Below are 22,880 nucleotides of genomic sequence, written 5' to 3' on the forward strand. Positions count from 1 at the left end.
GGGCCGGGAGCAGGAGGAGGTGCCTAACGTCGCTGAGAGACAGATTCGTTCGCGAGGCTTGTGGAGACGCCATGTCCCAACGAGGTCGCTGGATAACGGGCGCCTGCGTGAGCACGGTCGCCGTCGGCCTGCTCGTCACCGGGGGCGCCCTCGCCCCGCCGCCGCGACAGGCCGCCGGCGGTGACGCCCGGACCGAGGTCGCGGTGGGGGCCTACCTCCACTACGGGTCGCCCGGCGTCGACAGGATGGAGGAACTCTCGCACTGGCTCGGGGGCACCGAGCTGCGCGCGGGACACACCTACCTGCCGGGCGACACCTGGGCCAACATCGAGGGCGCACCGGATTCCCTGCACAGCTGGGCGCGCTGGCGCAAGGAGCGAGCGGACCGGCTGTTCGTCCTGAACGTGCCCATGCAGGAGCGCAACGAGGCCGCAGTCCCCGACGCCCGGGTCGCCGAGCTGATCCGCGCCGGCGCGCGCGGCCAGAACGACCACCACTTCCAGCGGCTGGCCAAGCGGCTGGTCGCCCTCGGGGTGCCGGACACCGTGATCGTGCTCGGCTGGGAGATGAACGGCTTCAACTACACCCACCGCTGTCGGCCCGACCCCGAGAACTGGAAGAAGTACTGGCGGCGCATCGTGGGCGCCATGCGCACGGTGAAGGGCCAGCGCTTCCGCTTCGACTTCGCCCCCAACCGCGGCGGGGACGCGATCGCCTGGACCAAGTGCTACCCCGGGGACGACGTGGTCGACATCATCGGCATGGACTCCTACGACCAGCCGCCCGGCCACTCCTTCGCCGAACAGGTCACCCAGCCCTACGGACTCCAGCAGCAGGTCGACTTCGCGAAGGCGCACCGCAAGCGGATCTCGTACCCCGAGTGGGGCCTGTTCCGCAACGGCGACAACCCCGAGTACATGCGGGACATGCTGGGCTGGATCGCCGAACACCGGCCGCTCTACCACAGCATCACCGACTACTGCCCGCACGGCGTATGGCAGTGCGGCGAGAACCCCCGCTCCGCGGAGGTCTTCCATGAGTTGCTGTCGTCCGAACCGGGCGACCGCTGGGCCTTCCGCGCCCGCCCGGGAGAGTGACCCCACCCGGTGGGATACTCGGCCCGGTGAACGCATCGCGAGCTTCCTGGGCCAACACGACGCACGACTGGTCGGCCGCCGTCGACGCGGAGCATCTGGGGCACATCCGGCGCACTCCCGCGGAGTTCGCTCCGGGGGGAGCCTGGCATCTGCTCCTCGAGGTCATCGCCTACGCCGCCGACGAAGCGGACGGCGGGGGCGGGGGAAGCTGCGTCGTCGTGCTCCACCCCGACGGTTCCCTGTCCGTCCGGGACGACGGACGGGGCACCGACACCCGTGTGGACGAGCACGGCCGGAGCGTGAAGAAGCCGGTCATGGCGACGAAGGACCTCCGGTTCTTCGATTTCCCGCAGGCCGAGGCGCTGCCCGACGGCCACCCGCGGCGCGGCATGTCCGTGGTGGCGGCGCTCAGCGAGTGGCTCGTCCACACCAACCGCCGCCGCAACGGGGCTTGGACCCAGCGTTACGAACACGGCGTCCCCGTCACCGGCCTCGAGCCCGTCGAGGCCGACGGCACGACCGGGACGCTGGTGCATTTCCGGCCGGTCGGTCCGGTGGGGCCGCTGACCGTGCCGGCGGGCGTAGGCCTTCCGCTGCCGGCCGCGGCCTGGCCGCGGTTGGAGGTTCAGGTCGACGACCGGCGGCCGTGACGGGGTGCCGCGTCAGCCTCGGCCATCCCCGCCGTCCATCAGTCGAACAGGGTCTCGCGCTCGGCCAGTTCACGGTCGATCAGCTCCTGGACCGCGCTGCGCGTGGTCTCGCTGAGCCCGCGGGCGGCGTCCCGGCGGGCGGCCAGGCCGTCCGGCCGGGGCGGCGCCGGGATCGGTTCCCCGATGGTGATCGTCCAGTTGGACGGCAGCGGGAACGGCGTGGTGACCGGGAAGTACGGCACACCGAGGAGCCGGGCGAGGGTCGGCACCTCGCCCAGCTTCGGGCAGGCCTCCTCCGCGCCCACGATCCCGACGGGTACCACCGGAGCCCCCGAGCGGATCGCGGCGACCGCGAAGCCCGGGCTGAAGGACCGCAGGCGGTACCGCTCGGTGAACGGTTTCTCCAGGCCGGCGATGCCCTCCGGGTACACGCCCACGAGCCCCCCCGCGTTGAGGTGGTCGACGCCGGCCGTAGGACCGATGGGGAGCGCGCCGTGGCGGCGGGCGTGCTGCCCGAGGATGGGGGTGCGGAAGACGAACGGGGCCGCGAGGAAGCGGACCCGGCGGTCCAGGGCCCGGCCCAGGACCTTGTCCAGTACGAACGCGTCGAGGCCCCAGGCGCCGGAGTGGTTGACGGCGATCACGGCCGGGCCCTCGGCGGGGATGTTCTCCAGGCCGTGCGCGACCACCCGGAAGTAGTCGTCGACGAGCCAGTCGAGGAGGCGGTCCCACGCCACACCGCCGGCTTCGCCGAGCAACCGTTTGACGGAGCCGAACTCCGCTCCTGTCGCTTTGATCATCTCGGCCACGCTGTCCTTCACGATCGGACCTCACTGTCACATCGCTCGTCGAACGACCAGGTGTCGGCGACACGGTTTTCGCCGGTTCAACGGCCCCGCGCTCTGTTGATCACGGCCGATCGGGATACAACCGTGTGAATTACTTCGTCCGAGGCCAGCGCGGGCCGGCGCCCGCGCCCGCGCCGCGGTTCAGCCCGACAAGCGCCTCGCGGCGCTCCGCACGTCGGCCGCCGCCCTCGCGCACCGGTCGGCGTGGGCCAGGAGGATCATGCGGAACCGTTCGCCGGCCTCGCTCCCGTTCCAGCCGGTGTCCGCCGCGCAGGCGGCGAGGGTCTCGGCGTGCCGTTCCAGCCGGTCCGCTCCGACGTGCCCCCGCGCGCCGTACCCGGACAGCGGCGCACCGGGCCCGTCCGGCGTGGCGCCGGGGCCGTCGGCCGCGGTGAGGGCCACGGCCACGGTCCGCGGATCGAGAGTGTCCGGCAGCCGGTCCGCGGTGAACCGCGGAGCGAGCAGTACGGGGCGCGCCCCGGCCGTGATGTAGTGGACCACCGCGCGGCAGACGAGCGCGGCGAACCGCGCGACGGCGCACCCGGACGGGTTCGCGCACAGCGCCCAGGAAGCCTCCGTGGGCTCGCTCGCGCCGCGCTCCCCCCACAGCGCCGGGAGGTACAGGATGTTTTCGCCGGCGCCGAGGGCCGCGCCGTCGGCCTGGAACGGCGCGCGGACCGGATACACCACGGCGGCCAGCGGCGGATACCGGTCCAGGGCCAGCTCCACGGCGTCCGGGGCATCCTCGAACCCGGTGACGCCCGCACCCGCACCCGCACCCGCGCCGAGCAGGGCCAGGGCCTGGAGCGCCGACGTGCTGGTGGCCGTCGACACCAGGGCCAGCGCGTGCGCGACGGCCAGGCGCGTCTCCGGGCCGCCCCGGCCCCGGGCCGTCAGCCGGTCGGCGAGGGACCCGGGCTCGGGGTCCGCCACGTACGGCTCCAGGCGCCGCCGCACGGCGGCCGCCCGCGCCGCCTCGTACGTACCACCGCGGACCGAGGCCGACGAGACCAGCTCGCTCAGCAGGGTGTCCTCGGCGGCCCCCGCCCCCAGTACGACGTACCGGCTCAGCCGCAGCATCCGGGTGCGCCAGTGGTCCTGGTCCAGAGAGCCGTCCTCCCGCCGGGCGGCGAGCACCTGGACCAGCTGCTCGGACACCTGCGCGGTCAGCCCGTCGAGTTCGTCCTGCGTCAGCTCGTCCCAGGCGCCCGCGGGTGCCGCGTGCGGCGACAGCGCGTACCGGCGCCCGTCGTCGGCGAGGCCGGACGCGGCGCCCAGCGCCCCGGCGCCGTCGGCGCGGGTCAGCAGGTGGAGGGCCGTTCGGAGCCCGGTCCCACGGGTGCCGGACGGGCACGGCCCCGCGTCGTTCCCGGCCCGTACGATTGCGCCGGCCGGGAGGATGAGCAGCGGATCGCGGCGTTGACGCCTGCCGGTCCGGCCTGGGCGGACTGTCGCCCGTGCTTCTTGCGAAGGCAGCCCCCGGGCGTCCTTCACCTTCGATTCGGGGGTGGGAAGTGGCCCGGACCACACCGACAAAAGGGACGAAATGCATACAGAAGGTGACATCCGGGCCCCTCGGCGGTGACCCGCCCCACAGGACCCAGGTCACATACGAACCGGGATAGTGGTCGCTGAAGGTCCCCTGCGCACCCCCTCGCACCCGCCGCCACCTGCGCGGACTCCCTCACCTCCGGACGGGGGCCGTTGCACCCCGCCTGCGAGGTCCGCTAGTAGGAGGGGTCGTTGCCAGGGGGTCGGGGGGTCGGTAGAACTGGATGAGTCGCAAGGCGGCAGGGGTGCTTCACCCCCCGCCGACGAACCCCTCTCCTCCGTGTGAGTGGCTCCCGCACGCCTCGGTGTGCCGCGACCGCCCCTGTCGCCTCCGGAAGGTCAATCCGTGTCCAACGCCGTCATCCGCCGCATCGCCGCTTCGAAGAAGACCCTCACGGGTACCGTGCTCGCCCTGGGCGTCGCCGGTTCCATGCTGGCCGCGGTTCCCGCGCAGGCCGCCCCGATGAGCGCCAAGGCGATCGCACAGCAGATGATCAAGGACCCGGCCCAGTTCGCCGCCTTCGACAAGATCATCTCGCGTGAGAGCGGCTGGGACCACACCGCCACGAACTCCTCCTCCGGCGCGTACGGCCTGGTCCAGGCCCTGCCGGCCTCGAAGATGGCCTCGGCCGGCTCGGACTGGAAGACCAACCCGGCCACCCAGATCAAGTGGGGCCTGAAGTACATGAACGAGCGCTACGGCAGCCCCGTCGGCGCCTGGAACTTCTGGTCCGCCAACCACTGGTACTAAGCCGCCGGCAGGCAGCAAAACCTACGCAACACGCTCGGCCGTGACTTCCCGGCCGGGCGTTTTCGCGTGCCTACGGGCCGACGGACGGCGGGCGGCGGCGCGTCGCCCTCCGGGCCTCGTGGGGCGCCTGGCCTTCCCAGCGGTGCACCGCACGCCGCAGCGCCCGGACGTCGCTGTAGCCGACCCGGCCCGCGATCGACTGCAGGGGCAGGTCCGTGGTGCGCAACAGCTCCATGGTGTGCTCGTGCCGGACGGACTCGACCTGCGTGCGCCAGGTGGTGCCCTCCTCGGCGAGCCGCCGCTGGAGCGTGCGGGGGCTCATCGCGAGACGGCGCGCCACGTTCTCCAGGCTGACGGTGTCCTCCTGGAAGGCAGCGGCCAGCACCGTCCGGAACCGGTCGTGCCAGCCGAGTACGGGCCGGGATCGAGCCAGCACCAGCGCCGCGTGGTCCGCCAGGAGCCGGTCCATCCCCGGCTGGGCCTTGGGCAGCGGCGCGTGCACGTCGTCCTGGCTGAACGCGATCGAGTTGTACGGGGCGTCGTACTGGATCCGGTCCGTCCCGAAGAGCGCGGCCAGTTGCCGGGACCGCCGGGGCGGGCGGTGGGTGATGGTGACGCGGGACGGCACGATGTGACGGCCGGTCGCGGCCCGGGCCCGGGTCAGGAAGAGCGAAAGGGCGAACAGGTCGACCGCCTGGATCACGTCCGGCCCCCACGTGCCCGTGGCGTGGCGGACGGTGAAGTGGCGTCCGTCCTCCTCCACGATCAGCTTCTCCGCTGCCGGATCGCCGAGGGAGGCGATGAGGTCCACGGCCTGCGTGAGCGACTCGTGCAATGTGGGCCCCGAGGTGACCAGATAGTCCCAGACGCCGAAGGTGCCGATCGGGGCGTCCTCCAGGACCAGCGGACCGATCAGCGTGTGCGGTTCCAGCAGGACCAGGTTCTCCCACACCTTGATGAGCGACGGGGTCGAGATCCTGGAGAGGTCATTGCCCAGCACTTCGGCGGTGAGGTCGGGCAGCCGTGCGAGTTTCCCGGTGGCGGGGCCGACCAGGGCGCCGACGAGGGAACGCGCGAGGTGGGCCGAAACCGTGCCGTCGATACCGGGGGAGAGCATAGGAAGGCCGAGGCTACCACCTGCGGCGAACGGGCTTTCGAGACCTCCGTCCCGGCCGCGATGCCCCGCCGCGACCACCTCGCCCCCGCCCACCGGACTCGTCGTCAGCTCCCGGCCGCCTTCACAGGCGCCACGGCCGGCCCGGGGTGCTGGTGCGAACTGGCCTCGTACAGCGGGCGCAGCGCCAGGTGCCCGCCGACGGTCGCGAGCGGTGCGCTGTCCGCGCGTGCGCGGTCCGTGCGATCAGCTCCCGGCCAGGAGGCCGCGGCTGCGCAGGACCCACCGCTCGATGGGGCTGAAGATGAGCAGGTCGATGGCGATGCCGACGACGAGGATCAGGATGATCGCGAGGAACACGCCGGGCAGGTCGATGTTGTTGCGGCCGTTCTCCAGGAGTTGGCCCAGGCCCAGGCCGAGGTCGGGGGAGCTGGCGATGATCTCGGCGGCCATCAGGGAGCGCCAGGAGAAGGCCCAGCCCTGCTTGAGGCCGGCCAGATAGCCGGGGAGCGCGGCGGGCATGACGATGTGGCGGGCGCCGGCGAGTCCGGTGGCGCCGAGGGTGCGGCCGGCGCGCAGGGAGAGGGGTGGGATCTGGTCGATGCCCGGAGACGAGGCCGTTGGCGATGGAGGGGACGGCGCCGAGGAGGATGACGGTGTACATCATGGCGTCGTTGAGGCCGAACCACAGGACGGCGGGGGGTACCCAGGCGACCGAGGGGAGGGATTGCAGGCCTTGGAGGATGGGGCCGATGGCGGCGCGGACGAACTTCACGCGGGCGACGAGCAGTCCGAGGGGGGTGCCGATGGCCAGGGCCAGCAGGAAGCCGAGCAGGCCGCGGGAGACGCTGGTCCAGATGACTTCGAGCAGCGTTCCCTTGAGCCACATGTCGGCCAGGCTGTCCCACACCGCGGACAGTGCGGGCAGCTTCGTCTGGTCGGTGACCTCGAGCGAGACGAGGACCTGCCAGACCACGAGCACCAGGCCGACGGCCAGGACCGGCGGCAGGACCTTCTTGAGGAGGATCTCGCGGACCGGGGTGCGGTGGGTCTGGACCGCGTCGAGCGCGTCCAGGCCGGCCTCCAGGCCCGCCAGGTCATCCGTTTTCGCCCGGTATTCAGTGCTGGCCATGGCGGCGGATCTCCTCACGCAGGTGTTCAGTGATCTCGAGGGACAGCTCGGCGACGTCCGCGTCCTCGATGCGGCGCGGCTGCGGGATGTCCACGGTCCATTCCTTCGCGACCCGGCCGGGCCTTGAGGAGAGCAGGACCACGCGCTGGGCGAGGCGCACGGCCTCGCGCACGTTGTGGGTGACGAAGAGGACCGACAGGTTCCGCGCGGCGGAGCCGCTGGTGTTCGCAGCCGCCCAGATGCGGGCGAGTTCGCCGTGCAGCACGTCGCGGGTGATCGCGTCGAGCGCGGCGAACGGCTCGTCCATCAGCAGCAGTTGGCTGTCCTGGGCCAGTGCCCGGGCCAGGGCCACGCGCTGGCGCATCCCGCCCGACAGCTCGTGCACGCGCTTGCCGTGGGCGCCGCCGAGGCGGACCAGCTCCAGCAGCCGCTCCGCCTCCGGCTTGCGGTCGGCCTTGGGCACCCCGCGCAGCCGCAGGGCGAGTTCGATGTTCTTGCCCGCGGTCAGCCACGGGAACAGGGCGTGCTCCTGGAACATGAGCGCCGCACGCCCTGGTGTCTGGATCGACCCCTGGGACGGCTTGTCCAGGCCCGCGACCAGGTTGAGCAGGGTCGACTTGCCGCACCCGGAGGCCCCCAGGATGGTGACGAACTCGCCGGGAGCGACATCGAGGCTGATGTCGTCCAGGACGAGCTGCGATCCGGCCGGGCCGGAGAAGGACTTCGAGACGTGCTCGATACGCGCGGCGTGTGTGATGGTTGCCGCGGTGCCCTCGGCAGCCTTGGCGAGCGTGGTGGCCATGGTCGTCACCTCCTGGGGAATTGCCGGACGTAGGGGCTTACTTGGCGCCGAGGCCGGCGTCGGAGACTTCCGGCTTGCCGGCGGCCTTCAGCACCTTGTTCAGGAGCCTCAGGTCGTAGATCCGCAGGTCGGGCTGTTCGATGAGCTTGCCTCACCGCCCACTCCGACTGCGTCTTAAGGTGGAGGCCAGCGGGTCGTCGTGATGGCGATGCTCGGCCAGGCCGGGTCGATGATCTTCGCTTCGAGCGGCTTGCCGTTCTCGGCTTCGAGCTTGGCGTTGGCGGAGGCCTTCGCCTTGTCGGGGTTGGCGTTGATCCACTCGTTGGTCTTGACCGTGCCCGCCAGGACCGCCTCGACGACGTCGGGGTGCTCCTTGAGGAACTTCTGCGACACGATGTGTTCGTGATCACGAACTTCTGCTCGGGCCACAGGGCGGTCTCGTCGAGGAGGACGGAGCCGCCTCGGAGACTAGTTTGGAGGCGGTGGGCTCGGGCACCCAGGCGCCGTCGATCGAGCCCTGCTTGAAGGCGTCGGGGGTGACCTTGTTGTCGGTGCGGACGACGGAGACGTCGCCCTTGCCGGACTCGGGGTCGACCGTCCAGCCCTTCTCCGAGATCCAGTTGAGGAACGCGACGTCCTGCGTGTTCCCCTTCTGCGGGGTGGCGATCCTCTTGCCCTTGACGTCGTCCAGGCTCTTGATCTTGTCCGGGTTCACGACCAGCTTCACGCCGCCGGAGGCCGAGCCGGAGACGATCCGCAGGTTGGAGCCCTTGGACTTCACGTAGCCGTTGATCGCGGGGGAGGGGCCGATGAAGCCGATGTCGAGCGAGCCGCCGTTGAGGGCCTCGATTTCCGACGGACCGGCGTTGAAGGCCTGGGTCTTGATCGCCGTGCTGCCCAGTTCCTGCTGGATCAGGCCTTCCTGGAGGCCGACCAGGGCCGTGGCGTGCGTCAGGTTGGGGAAGTACCCGATCCGGACCTCGGAAGCGGAGAGCTTCTTGTCGCCCGTGGCCGCGACCTTGGCCTTGTCGTCTTCCTTCTTCGCCTCGGAGCCGTAGCCGCAGGCGGTGAGCAGCAGGGGAAGGGCGGCGACGACGGCGATGGCGCGCAGGGCGGTGAGCGGTCTTGCGGCAGACACGGGGTGTCCTTTCACGGGATGTGTTCAAAGACGTGCGGAGATGAGCGGGCAGGCCGTCGGTGCGCGCGGCGCCCGCTCCCGGCCGTCGACGGCGGGATCGGATCGGCAGTGGAGGGGCGTCAGGGGTCTGACCTGGCCGGCCTGGGCGTGGACGTCGAGCCCGCATCCGCGCTGGGGGCAGGCACGCGAGGCGGTCGGCCGAAGGGCCGCCCGGTCGGCGGCGAGCGGGGCGGTACGCGCGGGGCTCAGCGTGCGGAGCCCGGCCCGGCGGATGTGTCAGGCGGGCTGACAGATGGCGCTGGACGTACGGACCAGGTCGATGTGCCGACGGGAGGTCAGGGAAGGCGTCCGGCCTGTGTGGTGCAGTGTGCGCACGGTCCCGCCCCTCCCCGGATTCCTAGTTTTCCTACCTGGTTGGTAGGCATATTGGCAGAGGCCGAGACTCGCCCCAAGGGGCTTTCCATATAATGGACGCAACCATCTCGGGAAGTGAGAAAGCGCAGGTGGGGCAGGGGTCAGGGATTGGTCCAGGCACCGGGGGATTCGGCCAGCGCGGAGACGTCGTCGGGCAGGGCGGACGCTGCGACGTCGGCGAGCGTCACACCGTCGAGGATCTCGCGCACGTTGGCCCGCAGTGCGATCCACAGGGGGAGCAGCGATTCGGCGGGGCCGGTGTAGGACAGGTCCGGCGGCCGGACCCCGCGCACCGAGACGAGCGGCCCGTCCACGACGCGGATGACGTCCGCGATGCTGATGGAGCGGGCCGGCTTGGCCAGCCGGTAGCCGCCGTTGCCCCCGCGCTGGCTGAGGACGAGACCGCCCCGGCGCATGTCGTTCAGGATGCCCTCGAGGAACTTGTGCGGAATGTCCTGCGCGTCGGCGATGGCTTCGGCCTTCAGCGGCCCGTCGTCCTGTGCCGCGGCAAGCTGCAGCGCGGCACGTACCGCATAGTCCGCCCTGGCTGAGATCCGCATACGGCCATTATCCCGTACGGCTTTGGCGGGTGTCCGTCGCGGGTGTCCCGTGGACCGCCGGACAGGTGATCCTGCCCGGCGGCCCACGGGCCCCGCGGCGAAGCGGACCGCATCCCGCGCGGTGCCTCGCGTCCTCGCCTCAGTGGAAGGCCGCCGCCACCGCGCGGTGGGAGCCGTTGAGGTAGTGCTCACCGATGGAGCGCAGGCGGTGCGCGGCGGGCCGGTGGGCCGTCAGGACGCGGGCGTTGCGCCAGAACCGGTCCAGGCCGGGGGCGTCGGCGAGTTCCAGCACCCGGGCGGTGATGTGCAGGGCGGCCTTCGAGGTCACGGTCTCGGCCGTGGCGACCAGGGCGGCGACGCCCGCGGGCTCCTCGGGATCGAGGTGCGCACCCGTGTCGAGGGCCTGCGCCATGACCTCCGTCGCCCGGTCGACCACGGCGGTGGCCGTCTGCACGGCAGAGGCGAGCTCCCCGTACGTCAGCAGCAGGTCCGGGTCCTGGCCGGGTGCCCGGTGTGCCCGGCCGCCCCTGCTGAGGTCGCGCGCTTCGGTGAGGGCGCTCTCGGAGATGCCGAGGCCGACGTGGCACAGGGCGAGCCGGAGGGCCGGCTCGGCGAGCGCGGTGAAGGGCGCGGTCGCCTCCTCGTCGTGCGGCCGGCGGCCCAGCACCTGCTCGGGCGCGACCGCGACCCGGTCGAAGACGACCTCGCCCGCTCCGGCGACCCGCTGCCCGAGGCGGTCGAGGGCCGGCTCGATGCCCACGCCCCGCGCGCCGGGCGGGATCCGTACGACCAGGACGTCACCGGTCGCGGCGCAGACGGCGTCGACCGCGATCTGGTCGGCCACGGCCGCCGCCGTGTCCACGGACCGGCATCCGTCCAGTGCGTAGCCGGTGCCGCGGCGCCGCAGGACGAGGTCCGAGGCCTCGGTGTCGTCGTGGAGTGCGGGAGCGCGGACCGCGCCGGTCCACAGCCAGTGCTCCCGCACCGACTCCTCTTCGAGGGCGGTCGCGTGGTGGTGCGCCGCGTAGAAGCGTCCGCTCCACGCGTGGACGTAGTGGCGGGCGAGCACGTCGCCGACGGAGCTGTCGGCGGCGGCGATCTCCCGTATGACGGCGCATCCGGTACGCCAGTCCGCCCCGCGGTCCGCCCCGGGCGGGGTGAGGGCCGCCAGCAGGCCGGCCTCGCGCAGCCGGGCCGCCTCGTCGGTGGGCGGCTTGCCGGCCTGGTCGCGGGCGATGGCGTCCGCGGCGAGGTCCTCCGCCACATCGCGAGCCGTGCGCAGGAGGGTCCGGCGCCGCACGTCGGCGGAGCGCGGGGCCGCCGTGGTCGGTGTCGTCGGCACGGGCGTCACCGACAGGTCCGGGTGCCGCTGCGGGGCGCGTGGGCTGGGGGGACAGTGCTGCCAGGTGGGTTGGCGGTGGTCATGTCGGCTACTCCGGAGCGTTGTTGGGTGGCGCCGGCCGGGAGCGGGCTCGCGGGGCGCGGTTCGCGGCAGCGGCCCTCGCGGCGCCTCGCCGGGAGAGGGGAGATCGGTCGTGTCCGCGGATACGACCACGCGCCGGAGCCGGGGCCGGCGCCTGCCGACGGCATCAGTCCTTCGGCGGGCCGCAGTTCACGGAATCCCCACCTTTCCCATCGGATTGATAGGGATACTCGCCCGAGGCGGCCTTCCCGGCAAGTGCGTGACCGCATGATGGACAGGGCGGTCTTGAAATGGAAGACGATGCCGTCGGGGGTGGGAGAGTGGGCGGTGTCGGCTCGTGCGGGCCGGGTCGCTGCCGGGGGCGCCGGTCAAGGGGTGTGTGCGCCGGGGGAGTTCTCCCGATGCGGCAGCCGCCGCTGAGCCCCGGGCTTCGGCGGGCCCCGCCGGCGTCGGGCGGCCGGGCCGCCGCTCTCGGCCATTCCCTATGCAATCAGTAGGGAAGTATTGACGCATGACCTCGGGCACCTCACGATGTGACCATGTCCCCGTCGCAGCCGTTGCTCGTACGCCGCAGGCACGTTGACTTCCGTCGCGTCGCCAGCGCCGTCTGCCGCCCTCTCTAGGGCTTTTCCGACAGGGCATTTCTTTCGACGCGCGCCGCCGTTCCGGCCGCCGCTCCTCGGCGCAGGTCGCGCCTCCTCGTGACCCCGGGCCCTCTGCGCCGTGCGGGTCCGCCCGGCGTGCGATGCGCCGACCCTCCCGGTCGGAGCCGTCACGGAGACCCTTGCCCAGTCATGGCCGAAACCCGGCGTCCGTACCTCACTCCGAGCAGCCGAAGGGGCTCATCGTGACCACCGCACTCCCCCCCCCCGCCACCCGCCGTTCCCCGGCCCCCCGCCTCCAGCTCGTCGGCGACCGCCCGCCCGCCGTCCCCGCCCAAGGGACCGGCGGCCGCGTCGGCTACCTCGTGTTCCTACCGGCGAACGTCGACCCGGTCGCCCTGATGGAGGCGCACGGCGTACGCCCGGAGATCCATCCCGTCGCGCCCGGCATCCTTCCGGCACCCGAGCCGGAACCGGCTCCCCACCCCGCAGCCGACCGGCCCGACGACGCCATACGCGTCGACCGCGCACGACGGATGGCCGAGGTGGACGGGCGCGAACTGGAGCTCACCTACCTGGAGTTCGACCTCCTGGCCCACCTCGTGGCGCACCCGTACACGGTTCACACGCGCGATGCCCTCATCACCCGGATCTGGGGTTACGGCCACATCGGCGACGGCCGCACGGTCGACGTGCACGTGGCCCGGCTGCGCCGCAAGCTCGGCCCCGCCCACCGGAGCCGCATCTCCACCGTGCGCCGGGTGGGCTACAAGTACGTGCCCGACCACCGGTAGCCGCCGGAGCCGGCCCGCTCCGCCCTCACGCCCCCCGCCGGTTGAACGGCAGCCTGCCGAGGGCGACCGCCATGCCGCAGGTGTTGGTGAGGGCGGAGAACACCAGGCCGGCCGCGATCCCGGCGGACAGCAGCTGGAACGCCGGATGGACGAACAGGCCGAGGGCCAGCCCCAGCAGGACGATGCCGCCCGCCGTGAAGCGGACCTGGCGCTCCATGGCCCAGACGGCCCGCGGCCGGCCGGCCGGGTAGTGCAGCCCGTGTCCCTCGGCGGCCCAGGCCGTGGTGCCGCCGGTCAGACTCGCGGCGGGAATGCCGTGGGAGGCCAGGGTGCCGGCGGCGTGACACGAGCGCGTGCCCGACGCGCACACCAGCAGGAGCGGCTTGCGCCCGGCGGCTCGTCGCAGCTCGGCCAGCGCCCGCCCGATGCGGTCGAGCGGCACGTTGACGGCGTCCGGCAGGTGGCCGGACGCGAACTCGGCGGGCGTACGGACATCGACGACGGTCAGCTCGCGGAGGCGGGACCGCGCCTCGCCGACGCTCAGTGGGGCGACGGAGTCGCTCATGCGGATCAGATCCTTCGCAGTGTTCGCAGTGTTCGCAGTGTTCGCGGTGTCCGGGAAGGCGGCCTCGGCGGTAAGGGCGAAGTCGCGGAGTGCCGCCGTCGGACTAGGCGTTCGCGATGACCAGCAGGGTGCGGGCGGCGGCCGGGCCGCTCAGGCGACATCGGTGCCGGACCTCGCCCCGGTGGTGTGCGCTCTGCCCGGCGCGCAGGGTCAGCGGTTCCTCGCCCTCGACCTCGAGCACGATCTCGCCCTCCAGTACGTAGAGGAAGTCCTCGCCCGGGTGCTCGAACCAGCCGCGCTCACCCTGGCCGGGCTCGAAGTGGTGCTCGTAGGCCTCCATCAGTGCGCTGCGCCCGCCGGGGATGAGCACCTGGGCGGTCTGCCCGGTGGCCTCGTTCACCCGGATCACCTGCGGGTCGCTCTCGTGGCTGACCGCACCCGGCCGCGCGGGCGGTCGCAGGAAGGTGCCCGGGGTGACGTCCAGTGACTCCGCGATCCGGTAGATCGAGCTGAGGCTGGGGGTGGCGAGGCCGCGTTCGAGCTGGCTGAGGAAGGGCTGGGAGAGGCCGGAGCGGGTGGCGAGGACGGCCATGGAGACGCCGCGCTGTTTGCGGCAGCTCCGGATCACCCGTCCGACCTCGATCGCCTCCGGCGTGGGTTCGGGTCGAGTCACGCAGGCGAACGTACCGCATCACCGATCTAGGGCCGGGGGCGCCGGCGAGGTTTCGCACTGCCGCAACACTCCCGTCATAAGCGTGGTCAATTATTGACCTCACTTATCGACAGGCGAGGAATCCCCGAGGAGCCGCTCCGTGTACGCCACCCCCTCACCGCTCGGCCGGGCCCTCGGCTGGCTCGGCCCGGCCCTCGGCGCGGCAGGTGCCGTGCTCGCGCTCTGGTACCTGGTCGCCCGGTCCGGTGCCGTGGCACCCGGGCTGCTGCCCACGCCCGGCGAGACCGCGGCCGCGCTCGCGGACAGCGCCCGCAGCGGCATCCTGGCCGCCGACCTCGGCGCCAGCCTGGCCCGCGCCGGACAGGGCTTCGCGCTGGGTGCCGCCGTCGGCAGCGCGCTGGGCTTCGCCACCGGCTACCTGCCGAGACTGTCCGCCGCCGTCACCCCGGTCGTCTCCTTCCTGCGCCCCATACCGGCCATCGCGCTGGTGCCGCTCGCCACCGCCTGGTTCGGCATCGGGGAAACCGGCAAGCGCCTGCTCATCGCGTACGCGGTGCTGCTCGCCGTCTGGCTGTACGTCCACGACGGGGTCTCCCGGGTGCCGGTGTCCCACCTGCGGGCGGCCCGGTCGCTGGGGGCTCCGCTGCACCGGCGGTTCACCGAGGTGCTGCTGCCCGCCGCCGCGCCCGCGCTGCTCGCCGCCCTGCGGTACGGGGCCTCGGTCGCGCTGCTCGCCCTGGTGGCGGCGGAACTCGGCGGCGCCGACAGCGGGTTGGCCTACCGGCTCCAGATCGACGGCCAGTTCCTGCGCGTGGACCGGATGTTCGCCGGGCTGCTCGTGCTCGGCCTGCTCGGCGTGGTCGTCGACCTCGTACTCGCCGCGGTCGGCCGCCGGTTCGTGCACTGGAGCGCCTCATGAGCCTGGGCGTACGACTGGAGGGGCTGTCGGTCCGCTACGGCGCCGCCCCGGTACTGGAACACACCGATCTGGAGCTCCCGGCGGGCTCGTTCACGGCGCTGCTGGGGCCCAGCGGGTGCGGCAAGTCCACGATCCTCAACCTGATGGCCGGGTTCGTCCGGCCCACCGAAGGGCGCGTGACGGCAGGTTCCGCTCCGGTGCGCGGGCCCGGCCCGGAGCGGGGCGTGGTCTTCCAGCACTACGCGCTCTTCCCGTGGCGAACCGCCCGCGGGAACGTCGAGTTCGCCCTCAAGCGGCTCGGCCTGCCCCGTGCCGAACGCCGTCGGCGCGCCCTCGCGGCCCTGGCCGAGGTGGGGCTCGCGGACGGCGCCGAGAAGTACCCGGCGCAGTTGTCCGGCGGCATGCAGCAACGCGTGGCGCTGGCCCGCGCGCTGGCCGCCGAGCCCGAAGTGCTGCTCATGGACGAGCCGTTCGGGGCGCTGGACGCACTGACCCGGACCCGGATGCAGACCCTGCTGCGGGAGCTGTGGCAGCGCCGCGGCACCACCGTCCTGTTCGTCACGCACGACATCGACGAGGCGCTGGCCCTCGCCCAGCGGGTCGTCGTACTCGGCGGCGCGCCCGGCCGGGTCCTCGCCGACCACGGCGTACCCGGCGGACCACCCGATCCGGAACTGCGCTCCCTGATCGCCCGTCACCTCGGTTCCGACTGAGACCACTCGCCCCGCCCCCCGCTCCACATCCTGTTCCCACACCGTCCCGGAAGGACTCCCGCCCATGCTCAGACCCCGCGCCGTGGCCGCCCTGTTGACGGCGGCCCTGCTCTGCGCGCTCACCTCGGCCTGCGCCGGCGCCTCCGGCCCCGCGGCCGGCCGCGCCGGCGCCCCCGTCTCCCTCGCCGCGAGCGACCACCTCGGCGGGGCGCCCGTGTACGTGGCCCAGGAGCGCGGGCTGTGGTCCGCCGAGGGCGTCGAGGCCACCGTGACCACCCGGCCCAGCGGGCGGGACGCGCTGAACGCCGTGCTCGGCGGTCAGGCACAGCTCGGCGTCGTGGGCGACCTGCCCGCGGTCACGGCCGTGCTCGGCGGACGCGAGCTGCGGATCGTCGCGGACCTGTCCCGGTTCTCCGACTGGCGCCTGCTGACCCGCACCGACCGGCATATCACCGGCTTCGCCGCCCTCAAGGGCCGCAAGGTCGGAGTCCCGCAGGGGACGAACGTCGAGTACGCCCTGTCGCGGATGCTCGCCTCCGCCCAGCTGACGTCCGCGGACGTGACGGTGGTGAACCTCGCCCCGAACCAAATCACTTCGGCGCTGGCCCGGGGCGACATCGACGCCGGGGTCACCTTCCCCAGCTTCTACGACGCCGCCCGCACCACCCTCGGCGACCGCTACGCCGAACTCCCCTTCACCGGCTACACGGCCCGGACCCTGCTCGTCGCCGGCCCGAAGGCGACCGACGAGACCGCCACGGCCGTGCTCCGGGCGCTGCTCAAGGCCCAGCGCGAGATCGCCACCGACCCGGCCGCCGCCCGCAAAACCGTACTCGCGCAGTCCAAGGGCGCGCTCCAGACCGGATACGTGGACGCCTTCCAGCCCCGCTACGACTACGGCGCGACCCTCTCGCCCGAGCTGCCGGCGCAGTTGGAGCAGGAGGCCGGCTGGGCGAAGGCCGCCCAGAGCCTGCCGGGCTCCGCCGACCGCGCCGCGCTGCTGCGCCACCTCCACCCCGCGCCCCTGGCGGCCGTCGACCCGGCCGCCGTCACCCTCCGCTGAGCCTCACCCGACACAGGAGATCCCCATGACCGTCGACCAGAACACCCTGCGCCGCCGCGGCGTCGGCCTCATCGCCCATGACCCCGCCCGCGGCTACGGCGGCTACACCCTCTACACGCCGATCACCAGCGCCGGCGAGATCCACCTCGTCGACATCGAGGGCCGGCCCGTCCACACGTGGCACTCCCCGCACCCGCCGGGCCGCCAGGCCCAACTCCTGCCGAACGGGAACCTCTTCTACGCCGCCAAGGACACCGCCAGTCCGACCCTCTTCCCCATCTGGGACGTCTACCACGGCGGCATCTTCCAGGAACTGGCCCCCGACTCAACGGTGATCCGCGAGGCCAGGCACCCCTTCCACCACCACGACGCCTCGCTGCTGCGCAACGGGAACCTCATCGTCACCGTCGTCGAACCCCTCGACCCGGCCGACGCCGCCCGGATCCGGGGCGGCATCCCCGGCTCCGAAGCGCCGGGCGGGGTGATCTACGGGGACGTGGTGTACGAACTGACCTGGGAGGGCGAGGAGGTGTGGCGCTGGGCCGCCATCGACCACCTCGACCCCGAGGAGTTCCCGCTCAACCCGCACTTCGCCCGTGAGCACTGGCCCATGGCCAACACCGTCAACGAACGCGCCGACGGCTCCCTCGTCGTGGGCTTCCGCAGCGCCTCCTCCACCGTGGCCGTCGACCGCGCCGACGGGTCCGTGCTCTGGCACATCGGCCCCGACGTACTGGCGCAGCAGCACCACCCGCACGAGCTCGCGGACGGCAACATCCTCGTCTTCGACAACGGCACCTACCGCGAGACCACGTCCGTGCCGTACTCGCGGGTGCTGGAGCTCGACCCGCACACGGGGAAGCAGGTGTGGTCGTACGAGGACAACCCGCCGCAGAACTTCTACAGCCCGTACATGTCCAGCGCGCAGCGGCTCCCCAACGGCAACACCTTCATCGCCGAGGGCTCCTTCGGGCGGCTCTTCGAGGTGACCCCCGGCGGAGACGTGGTCTGGGAGTTCGTGGTCCCGCAGTTCCGGTCCTTCGGCGAGGGAGTGGGCCTGGAGTCATCGGCCGGCGCCCAGAACTCCGTCTTCCGCGCCCACCGGTACTCCGCGGACCAGCTCCCCTGGCTCTGAACAAGGCGATCCGGCACCCGGGCCGGCCGAGCGGGAGGACCCGCTCGGCCGGCCCGGGCGTTCCCGGCCGCGGAGGACGCCGGGCTCAGCAGCCCCTACCAGGCCGAGCACTACGGCTGGTGGCACGCATGCTCCGTACGGAGCTCGCCCGGATGCCCGCCGTCCACGACGCGGAGTTCACCGTCCACGCACTGCCGGCCGCGCTCCGCGCCGACCTCGTCGCCCACCTGGTCGACGAGAAGCCGATGTTTAGCCCGATCGCCTGCGGGCCTCGCTCGCGGCGTACGTCGACAACGTCCTCGGCGCCGGGTGAGCCGGCCGGCCGCGAGGCGGTCGGGGACGGCCCGCGGCCGGGCGTAGCCCACGGAGGTCCCCGCTGCGTGGGGGAGTGGGATGCGGGCATGTGCGTGTGGTCGTGTCCGCCCCCTTGCCGGCAGGAGGTATCACCGTGCACATCTCAAGCGTCCTCAGTGCCGTGCTCATCGGCGTGGTCATCGGGCTTCTGGGCCGACTGGCCGTGCCCGGCAAACAGCACATCGGTGTGCTGTGGACCCTCACCGTGGGAATCGCGGCCGCCTTGGCCGGGACCGCCCTCGCGGGCGTCTGGGGCGTGGCGGACACGCGCGGCGTCGACTGGGCCGAGTGGCTGACGCAGATCGCCCTCGCCGCCGCGGGGGTGTGGGCCCTGTCCCGCGCCAAGGGGTTCCGTTGAACGTGGGAAATCCGTCTGCGCCGCATCCCCTTCGGTGTGAGGTCGGGGCAGATGGTCATACGCGGCAGGAGGAAGTCGTGGCCAACACGAAAGCCCCCGAGCCCGGCAGCGGTGATCCTCGCGGCCAAGGAGCAGCTCTCCCAGCTGCTCGGCCTGCCGACGGAGGCGGTCAGTTCGTGCGAGCGCGCCGAGGACGGCACCTGGAAACTCTCGGTCGAAATCGTCGAACTGCCGCGCGTCCCGGACACGATGACGCTGCTCGCCTCGTACGACGTCGAAGTAGACGCCGAAGGCGAGCTCATCGGCTACCGGCGCATCCGCCGCTACGAAAGGGGCCGTGCGGACCGCCGCTGAAATGCGGCGGCTCCCGGCCCGTCCCGAGAGCGCCTCGGCCTGACCCTGATGCTCCTGGAAGACCGCATGGACCTCCTGCGCACCCGCTTCGGGCTCGAGCCCGAAGACCTCGACATCGACCTCGGCCCCCTCGGTAAACTCCTGTGAGCCCGATGGGTTTACCGCACGGGCTTTCGGTCACACGCGAGTCATGACTGAATCCGAGAAGGCCACCAACAGCCATTCCATGTCCGGCGGCTCCTCGAACGGGACCAAGCCCCGCCCCCAGGCCGCCACCGGGGCCCGCGACGGAGCCAGGGCGGCCTCCGACGCGGCGAGCGGTGCCGGACGCGCCCTCGCGGCGCTGCCCGCCCCGCTGGCGGAGAAGACCGCCGCCGCCGCGCAGGCCGTCCGCGGCACGGTCGGCCGAGCCGGCTGGATCTGGACCGCGGTACGGGCCCGCAAGGCCATCGCGGCCGGAGCCGCCACCGCCGGCGCGGTCGTCGTGACCACCGCCTACAGCGCGGGCCGCCGCGCGGGCCTGCGGCAGCGCGGACCGCTCTCGAGGCTCACCGGCGGACGTATCTGATCCCGCTGCCCCTCGGTTCCCTCGATCGGTCCAGTGTGGCAGGGGCGATGGGGGGCACACGAGCGCAGCCGTGCAGCCCAGCCAGGAGGCCCCTTGATGTCCAGCGTGTCCGCTCTGATCGTCGTGCGCCTCGATGCGACGACGGGTCAAGTGCCTCTTCTCGCCCGCTTCTCCTACGACAGCGGTGCTCCCTATGAGGTACAGGCCGCGTTCTTCGACGGCCCCAGCGTCCTGGCACGCTGGCACTTCGACCGGCAGATGCTGGCCGAGGGGCTCCACCGTCCGGTGGGGGAGGGCGACGTGGCCTTCCGCCCCCGCCAGGGATCCGGCGCCGGCGAGCTCCGGGTCGACCTGCGCGGCGGATGCAGCGGGCCGCACGGGCAGGCCGTCCTCTTCGTGGAGGCCCGCGCGCTCGCGGCCTTCCTGGAGCAGACGTACACGGTCGTCCGCGCCGGCGACGAGTTCCTCGACCTGGACAAGCTCCTCGAGGAGTTCCTGGCCCGATGACTCCCGACGGATCCCGCCCCGCGGCCGCTGAGCCATCCGAAGGCTCGTGGCCGCGGGAGGGTTTCGTACGGCCCGATCGCGGCAAGGCGCCACCCATGGTGCAAATCGGGTACACGATGATGACCGAGCAGGCAGGCCCGCGAGAGCTGGTGTCCCACGTGGTGGGAGCGGAGCGGGCGGGGTTCGACTTCTCCGTTATCTCGGACCACTCCTTCCCCTGGCTGGAGTCGCAGGGGCACGCCGCGTACGCCTGGAGCGTCCTGGGCGCGGCGGCGCAGGCGACCTCCCGGATCCCGCTGATGACATACGTGACCTGCCCGACCTTCCGCTACCACCCCGCGGTCGTCGCCCAGAAGGCCGCGACCCTGCAGATCCTGTCCGAGGGCCGCTTCCGGCTGGGCCTCGGCTCCGGCGAGAACCTCAACGAGCACATCGTCGGCGCGGGCTGGCCCGCGGCCCACGTACGCCTGGAGATGCTGGAGGAGGCCGTCGACATCATCCGGCGGATGTTCACCGGCGAGTACGTGAGCCACCACGGCACGCACTTCGACGTCGAGAACGCCAGGCTCTGGGACGTCCCCGACGATCTGCCCCCGATCGGGATCGCCGTCTCGGGCCCCGTTTCGTGCGAGGTCGCGGGCCGCCACGGCGACCTCGTGATCGCCACGGAGCCGAAGGCGGAGCTCCTGCGGCGGTTCGACGAGCACGGAGGCGCGGGCAAGCCCCGGGTCGGCCAGCTCCCCGTCTGCTACGACCCCGACCGCGACGCTGCCGTGTCCCGCGCCCACGACCAGTTCCGCTGGGCCCTGGGCGGCTGGCGCGTGAACGCCGAACTCCCCGGCCCGACCGGCTTCGAGCAAGCCGCGCAGCACACCCGGCCCGAAGACGTGGCCGAGGCCATCGCGTGCGGCGACGACGTCGAAGCGTTCGTGGAGGCGGTGCGGCCCTACGCGGAGGCGGGCTTCACCGAGGTCGCCCTCGTCCAGATCGGCGGCGACCACCAGGAACCGTTCCTGGAGTGGGCCGAGGCCAAGCTGCTGCCCGCCCTGCGGAAACTGTGAGGACGACGCCGCCATGAACCGCGCTGCTCTCTTCGATGTCGACGGCACCCTCGCGGACACCAACCACCTCCACGTCACCGCCTGGTGGGAGGCCCTGCGGCAGGCCGGGCACCGCGTGCCCATGCACGCCATCCACCGGTCGATCGGCCTGCCCGGCGAGGACCTCCTCGACCACCTGCTCGGCGAGGACCGGGACCACTCCGACGACGACCGGATGAGCGCCTCCCACGACACGCTGTACGCGACGTACTTCGACCGGCTCCCCGCCTTCGACTCGGCCGCGCGGCTGCTGCGCACCCTCTCGAAGGCCGGGTGGAAGGTCCTGCTCGTCACCTCGGCCAAGGACAGGGAGCTCAAGGCCCTGCGCAAGGCCATCGACGCGGACGACGCCATCACGGACACCGCGACCTCCGATGACGTCGAGCAGGGCAAACCCGCCCCGGACCCCGTCCGGCACGCCCTCGAACTGGCGCAGGTACCACCCGGACGCGCGGTGTTCGTCGGCGACTCCGTCTGGGACATGAAGGCGGCCGAGCGGGCCGGCGTGACCGTCGTCGGCCTGCTGTGCGGCGGGATCCCCCGGGGCGACCTGGAGGAGGCCGGAGCGGTCGCCGTCTACCGCGACCCGGCCGATCTCCTGGCCGGACTCGGCGCGAGCCCGTTCTCCCGGGTACCCGCCTGACCCCGCGCGAAGGGCGGGCTCCACGCCAGGAGTCCGGGGCCCTCCCCCTTCCGGATCATCGTTTTCCCCGGCTGCCTCCGGGCAGGCGCGGGCCATGAACCAGTCGAAGGCACCGGTACTCGAAGCGCTGGCCGCCTACCAAGAGAGCGGCCAGACCCCCTTCACACCCCCCGGGCACGAGCAGGGCCGCGGCGTCGACCCCCGGGTGCGGGCCGTCCTGGGCGACGCGGTGTTCCGTTCCGACGTACTGGCCACCAGCGGCCTGGACGACCGGACGGCTTCCCAGGCGGTCGTGGAGGCGGCGCAGGCGCTGATGGCCGAGGCCGTCGGCGCCGACCACGCGTTCTTCTCCACCTGCGGCAGCTCCCTGTCGGTGAAGTCGGCCGTGCTGTCCGTCGCCGGCCCCCACGAGCGCGCGTGCACGGCCGGGACGACTTCTGCGGACCGGGCCGGGCAGCGGACATGGAGCCCCTGCAGATCATCCTCGACATCAGCGCGTGGGAGGTGACCGGCTACCGGCCGCGGACTGGCTGCGCCGGCACCACCGGGTCAACCTCCACGTCGCCGACCACCGCCGCCTCAGCGCCCAGCTCACCCACGCCGACGACGACGGCACCGCCGATGCCCTGCTGACGGCCCTGACCGACCTCGCCGCCCACGCCGCGGAGCTTCGGACCGGTCGGCCCGTGCAGGTGCCCCAGCCACCCCGGATGCGGCTGGAGCAGGCGGCCCTGCCCCGTGACGCCTATTTCGGCCCGACGGAACAGGTTCCCTGGGACAAGGCCCACGGGCGGATCGCCGCCGAGATGCTGACCCCGTACCCGGCGGGCATCCCGGCGGCCCTGCCCGGGGAACGCCTCACCCAGGACGTGCTCCACTACCTGCGCTCCGGGGTCGAGGCGGGCATGTTCGTACCGGACGCGGTCGACACGCAGGTCACGAGCGTACGGGTGACGCGCGAGGAGTAGACCCCGCCGCAGGCGGCGCCCCCGCGCCCCTGCGGCTCTCGCGGTGGTTCCGCGGTTCGCCCGAGGTCGTGAACGCCAAGAACC

Annotated in this window: 24 protein-coding genes and 4 pseudogenes; 17 read left to right on the forward strand and 11 right to left on the reverse strand. The window is 72.6% G+C overall.

Going from position 1 to position 22,880, the window contains the following annotated elements:
* The first annotated feature begins 71 nt into the window (after window positions 1-71).
* Window positions 72-1,097, forward strand: a complete 1,026-nt coding sequence (locus BGK67_RS31265; protein ID WP_107488894.1) for a glycoside hydrolase family 26 protein — start codon at window positions 72-74, stop codon at window positions 1,095-1,097.
* 26 nt (window positions 1,098-1,123) lie between these two features.
* Window positions 1,124-1,747 carry an ATP-binding protein gene (locus tag BGK67_RS31270; RefSeq protein WP_069923213.1) on the forward strand — a complete coding sequence of 208 codons (624 nt, stop codon included), beginning with the start codon at window positions 1,124-1,126 and terminating at the stop codon, window positions 1,745-1,747.
* A gap of 38 nt (window positions 1,748-1,785) precedes the next feature.
* Here BGK67_RS31270 and BGK67_RS31275 read toward each other — a convergent pair whose 3' ends face one another.
* Window positions 1,786-2,568, reverse strand: a complete 783-nt coding sequence (locus tag BGK67_RS31275; protein WP_079154476.1) for a lysophospholipid acyltransferase family protein — start codon at window positions 2,566-2,568, stop codon at window positions 1,786-1,788.
* A gap of 168 nt (window positions 2,569-2,736) precedes the next feature.
* The gene (locus BGK67_RS31280; RefSeq protein WP_069923215.1) at window positions 2,737-4,089 is read right to left on the reverse strand and encodes a cytochrome P450 family protein; all 1,353 of its coding nucleotides are present in this window, start codon (window positions 4,087-4,089) and stop codon (window positions 2,737-2,739) included.
* A 403-nt stretch (window positions 4,090-4,492) separates the two neighbouring features.
* Here BGK67_RS31280 and BGK67_RS31285 point away from each other — a divergent pair, with 403 nt between their 5' ends.
* Window positions 4,493-4,897 carry an aggregation-promoting factor C-terminal-like domain-containing protein gene (locus BGK67_RS31285; protein WP_069920127.1) on the forward strand — a complete coding sequence of 135 codons (405 nt, stop codon included), beginning with the start codon at window positions 4,493-4,495 and terminating at the stop codon, window positions 4,895-4,897.
* 70 nt (window positions 4,898-4,967) lie between these two features.
* Here the strand turns inward: BGK67_RS31285 and BGK67_RS31290 are convergent, their stop codons facing one another.
* From BGK67_RS31290 to BGK67_RS31315, 7 genes and pseudogenes are all read right to left on the reverse strand, one after another.
* Window positions 4,968-6,014 (reverse strand): helix-turn-helix transcriptional regulator, encoded by a 1,047-nt coding sequence (locus BGK67_RS31290; protein ID WP_069923216.1) that lies wholly within the window; start codon window positions 6,012-6,014, stop codon window positions 4,968-4,970.
* 243 nt (window positions 6,015-6,257) lie between these two features.
* Window positions 6,258-7,143, reverse strand: a pseudogene (locus BGK67_RS31295) (ABC transporter permease).
* A complete protein-coding gene (locus BGK67_RS31300; RefSeq protein WP_069923217.1) occupies window positions 7,130-7,945 on the reverse strand; it encodes an ABC transporter ATP-binding protein in 816 nt (271 codons plus the stop codon). Before BGK67_RS31300 ends, BGK67_RS31295 begins: the two are co-directional and overlap by 14 nt.
* A gap of 37 nt (window positions 7,946-7,982) precedes the next feature.
* Window positions 7,983-9,083 (reverse strand): annotated as a pseudogene (locus tag BGK67_RS31305) (aliphatic sulfonate ABC transporter substrate-binding protein).
* 276 nt (window positions 9,084-9,359) lie between these two features.
* Window positions 9,360-9,458: a putative leader peptide gene (locus tag BGK67_RS41275; protein WP_432215494.1), complete on the reverse strand. Its 99-nt coding sequence runs from the start codon at window positions 9,456-9,458 to the stop codon at window positions 9,360-9,362.
* A gap of 140 nt (window positions 9,459-9,598) precedes the next feature.
* A complete protein-coding gene (locus BGK67_RS31310; RefSeq protein ID WP_069923218.1) occupies window positions 9,599-10,057 on the reverse strand; it encodes an RrF2 family transcriptional regulator in 459 nt (152 codons plus the stop codon).
* A 139-nt stretch (window positions 10,058-10,196) separates the two neighbouring features.
* Entirely contained in the window at window positions 10,197-11,399 is a 1,203-nt protein-coding gene (locus BGK67_RS31315; protein WP_079154699.1) for an acyl-CoA dehydrogenase family protein, read from the reverse strand.
* A gap of 620 nt (window positions 11,400-12,019) precedes the next feature.
* Between BGK67_RS31315 and BGK67_RS41030 the strand changes: the two genes are divergently transcribed.
* Both BGK67_RS41030 and BGK67_RS36695 read left to right on the forward strand, forming a co-directional pair.
* Complete coding sequence (locus BGK67_RS41030) at window positions 12,020-12,103, forward strand: putative leader peptide (RefSeq protein WP_347878459.1); 84 nt, start codon at window positions 12,020-12,022, stop codon at window positions 12,101-12,103.
* A 224-nt stretch (window positions 12,104-12,327) separates the two neighbouring features.
* On the forward strand, window positions 12,328-12,876 hold the full coding sequence (locus tag BGK67_RS36695; protein WP_347878444.1) for a winged helix-turn-helix domain-containing protein: 549 nt from the start codon (window positions 12,328-12,330) through the stop codon (window positions 12,874-12,876).
* Between the two features lie 25 nt (window positions 12,877-12,901).
* On the opposite strand, the gene BGK67_RS31325 is transcribed toward BGK67_RS36695, so the two are convergent.
* Together BGK67_RS31325 and BGK67_RS31330 are read right to left on the reverse strand one after the other, a co-directional pair.
* Complete coding sequence (locus BGK67_RS31325) at window positions 12,902-13,441, reverse strand: rhodanese-like domain-containing protein (protein WP_069923219.1); 540 nt, start codon at window positions 13,439-13,441, stop codon at window positions 12,902-12,904.
* A 103-nt stretch (window positions 13,442-13,544) separates the two neighbouring features.
* Complete coding sequence (locus BGK67_RS31330) at window positions 13,545-14,114, reverse strand: helix-turn-helix domain-containing protein (RefSeq protein WP_069923220.1); 570 nt, start codon at window positions 14,112-14,114, stop codon at window positions 13,545-13,547.
* Window positions 14,115-14,253: 139 nt separating this feature from the next.
* Here BGK67_RS31330 and BGK67_RS31335 point away from each other — a divergent pair, with 139 nt between their 5' ends.
* The 12 genes and pseudogenes from BGK67_RS31335 to BGK67_RS31390 all read left to right on the forward strand — a co-directional run bounded on the left by BGK67_RS31335 (window position 14,254) and on the right by BGK67_RS31390 (window position 22,796).
* Window positions 14,254-15,033 carry an ABC transporter permease gene (locus BGK67_RS31335; protein ID WP_069923221.1) on the forward strand — a complete coding sequence of 260 codons (780 nt, stop codon included), beginning with the start codon at window positions 14,254-14,256 and terminating at the stop codon, window positions 15,031-15,033.
* Window positions 15,030-15,746: an ABC transporter ATP-binding protein gene (locus tag BGK67_RS31340; protein ID WP_069923222.1), complete on the forward strand. Its 717-nt coding sequence runs from the start codon at window positions 15,030-15,032 to the stop codon at window positions 15,744-15,746. Before BGK67_RS31335 ends, BGK67_RS31340 begins: the two co-directional genes overlap by 4 nt.
* A 64-nt stretch (window positions 15,747-15,810) precedes the next feature.
* Window positions 15,811-16,809: an ABC transporter substrate-binding protein gene (locus tag BGK67_RS31345; protein ID WP_069923223.1), complete on the forward strand. Its 999-nt coding sequence runs from the start codon at window positions 15,811-15,813 to the stop codon at window positions 16,807-16,809.
* 25 nt (window positions 16,810-16,834) lie between these two features.
* A complete protein-coding gene (locus BGK67_RS31350; protein WP_069923224.1) occupies window positions 16,835-17,944 on the forward strand; it encodes an aryl-sulfate sulfotransferase in 1,110 nt (369 codons plus the stop codon).
* Between the two features lie 448 nt (window positions 17,945-18,392).
* A complete protein-coding gene (locus tag BGK67_RS31355; RefSeq protein ID WP_069923225.1) occupies window positions 18,393-18,656 on the forward strand; it encodes a hypothetical protein in 264 nt (87 codons plus the stop codon).
* A 51-nt stretch (window positions 18,657-18,707) separates the two neighbouring features.
* Complete coding sequence (gene gvpO / locus BGK67_RS40820; protein ID WP_069923226.1) at window positions 18,708-19,010, forward strand: gas vesicle protein GvpO; 303 nt, start codon at window positions 18,708-18,710, stop codon at window positions 19,008-19,010.
* Between the two features lie 27 nt (window positions 19,011-19,037).
* Window positions 19,038-19,157: pseudogene (gvpK, locus tag BGK67_RS41280) on the forward strand (gas vesicle protein GvpK); the annotation flags it as partial.
* Between the two features lie 43 nt (window positions 19,158-19,200).
* Complete coding sequence (locus BGK67_RS31370) at window positions 19,201-19,578, forward strand: hypothetical protein (RefSeq protein WP_141754098.1); 378 nt, start codon at window positions 19,201-19,203, stop codon at window positions 19,576-19,578.
* A 96-nt stretch (window positions 19,579-19,674) separates the two neighbouring features.
* A complete protein-coding gene (locus tag BGK67_RS31375) occupies window positions 19,675-20,085 on the forward strand; it encodes an SsgA family sporulation/cell division regulator (protein ID WP_069923228.1) in 411 nt (136 codons plus the stop codon).
* A gap of 95 nt (window positions 20,086-20,180) precedes the next feature.
* Window positions 20,181-21,146, forward strand: coding sequence for an LLM class F420-dependent oxidoreductase (locus BGK67_RS31380; protein ID WP_069923229.1), 966 nt, complete (start codon window positions 20,181-20,183; stop codon window positions 21,144-21,146).
* A 13-nt stretch (window positions 21,147-21,159) separates the two neighbouring features.
* Window positions 21,160-21,828, forward strand: a complete 669-nt coding sequence (locus BGK67_RS31385; RefSeq protein WP_069923230.1) for an HAD family hydrolase — start codon at window positions 21,160-21,162, stop codon at window positions 21,826-21,828.
* A gap of 94 nt (window positions 21,829-21,922) precedes the next feature.
* Window positions 21,923-22,796: pseudogene (locus BGK67_RS31390) on the forward strand (aminotransferase class I/II-fold pyridoxal phosphate-dependent enzyme).
* Window positions 22,797-22,880: the final 84 nt, after the last annotated feature.

It is taken from the genome of Streptomyces subrutilus, from assembly GCF_001746425.1.
GTDB lineage: Bacteria > Actinomycetota > Actinomycetes > Streptomycetales > Streptomycetaceae > Streptomyces > Streptomyces subrutilus_A.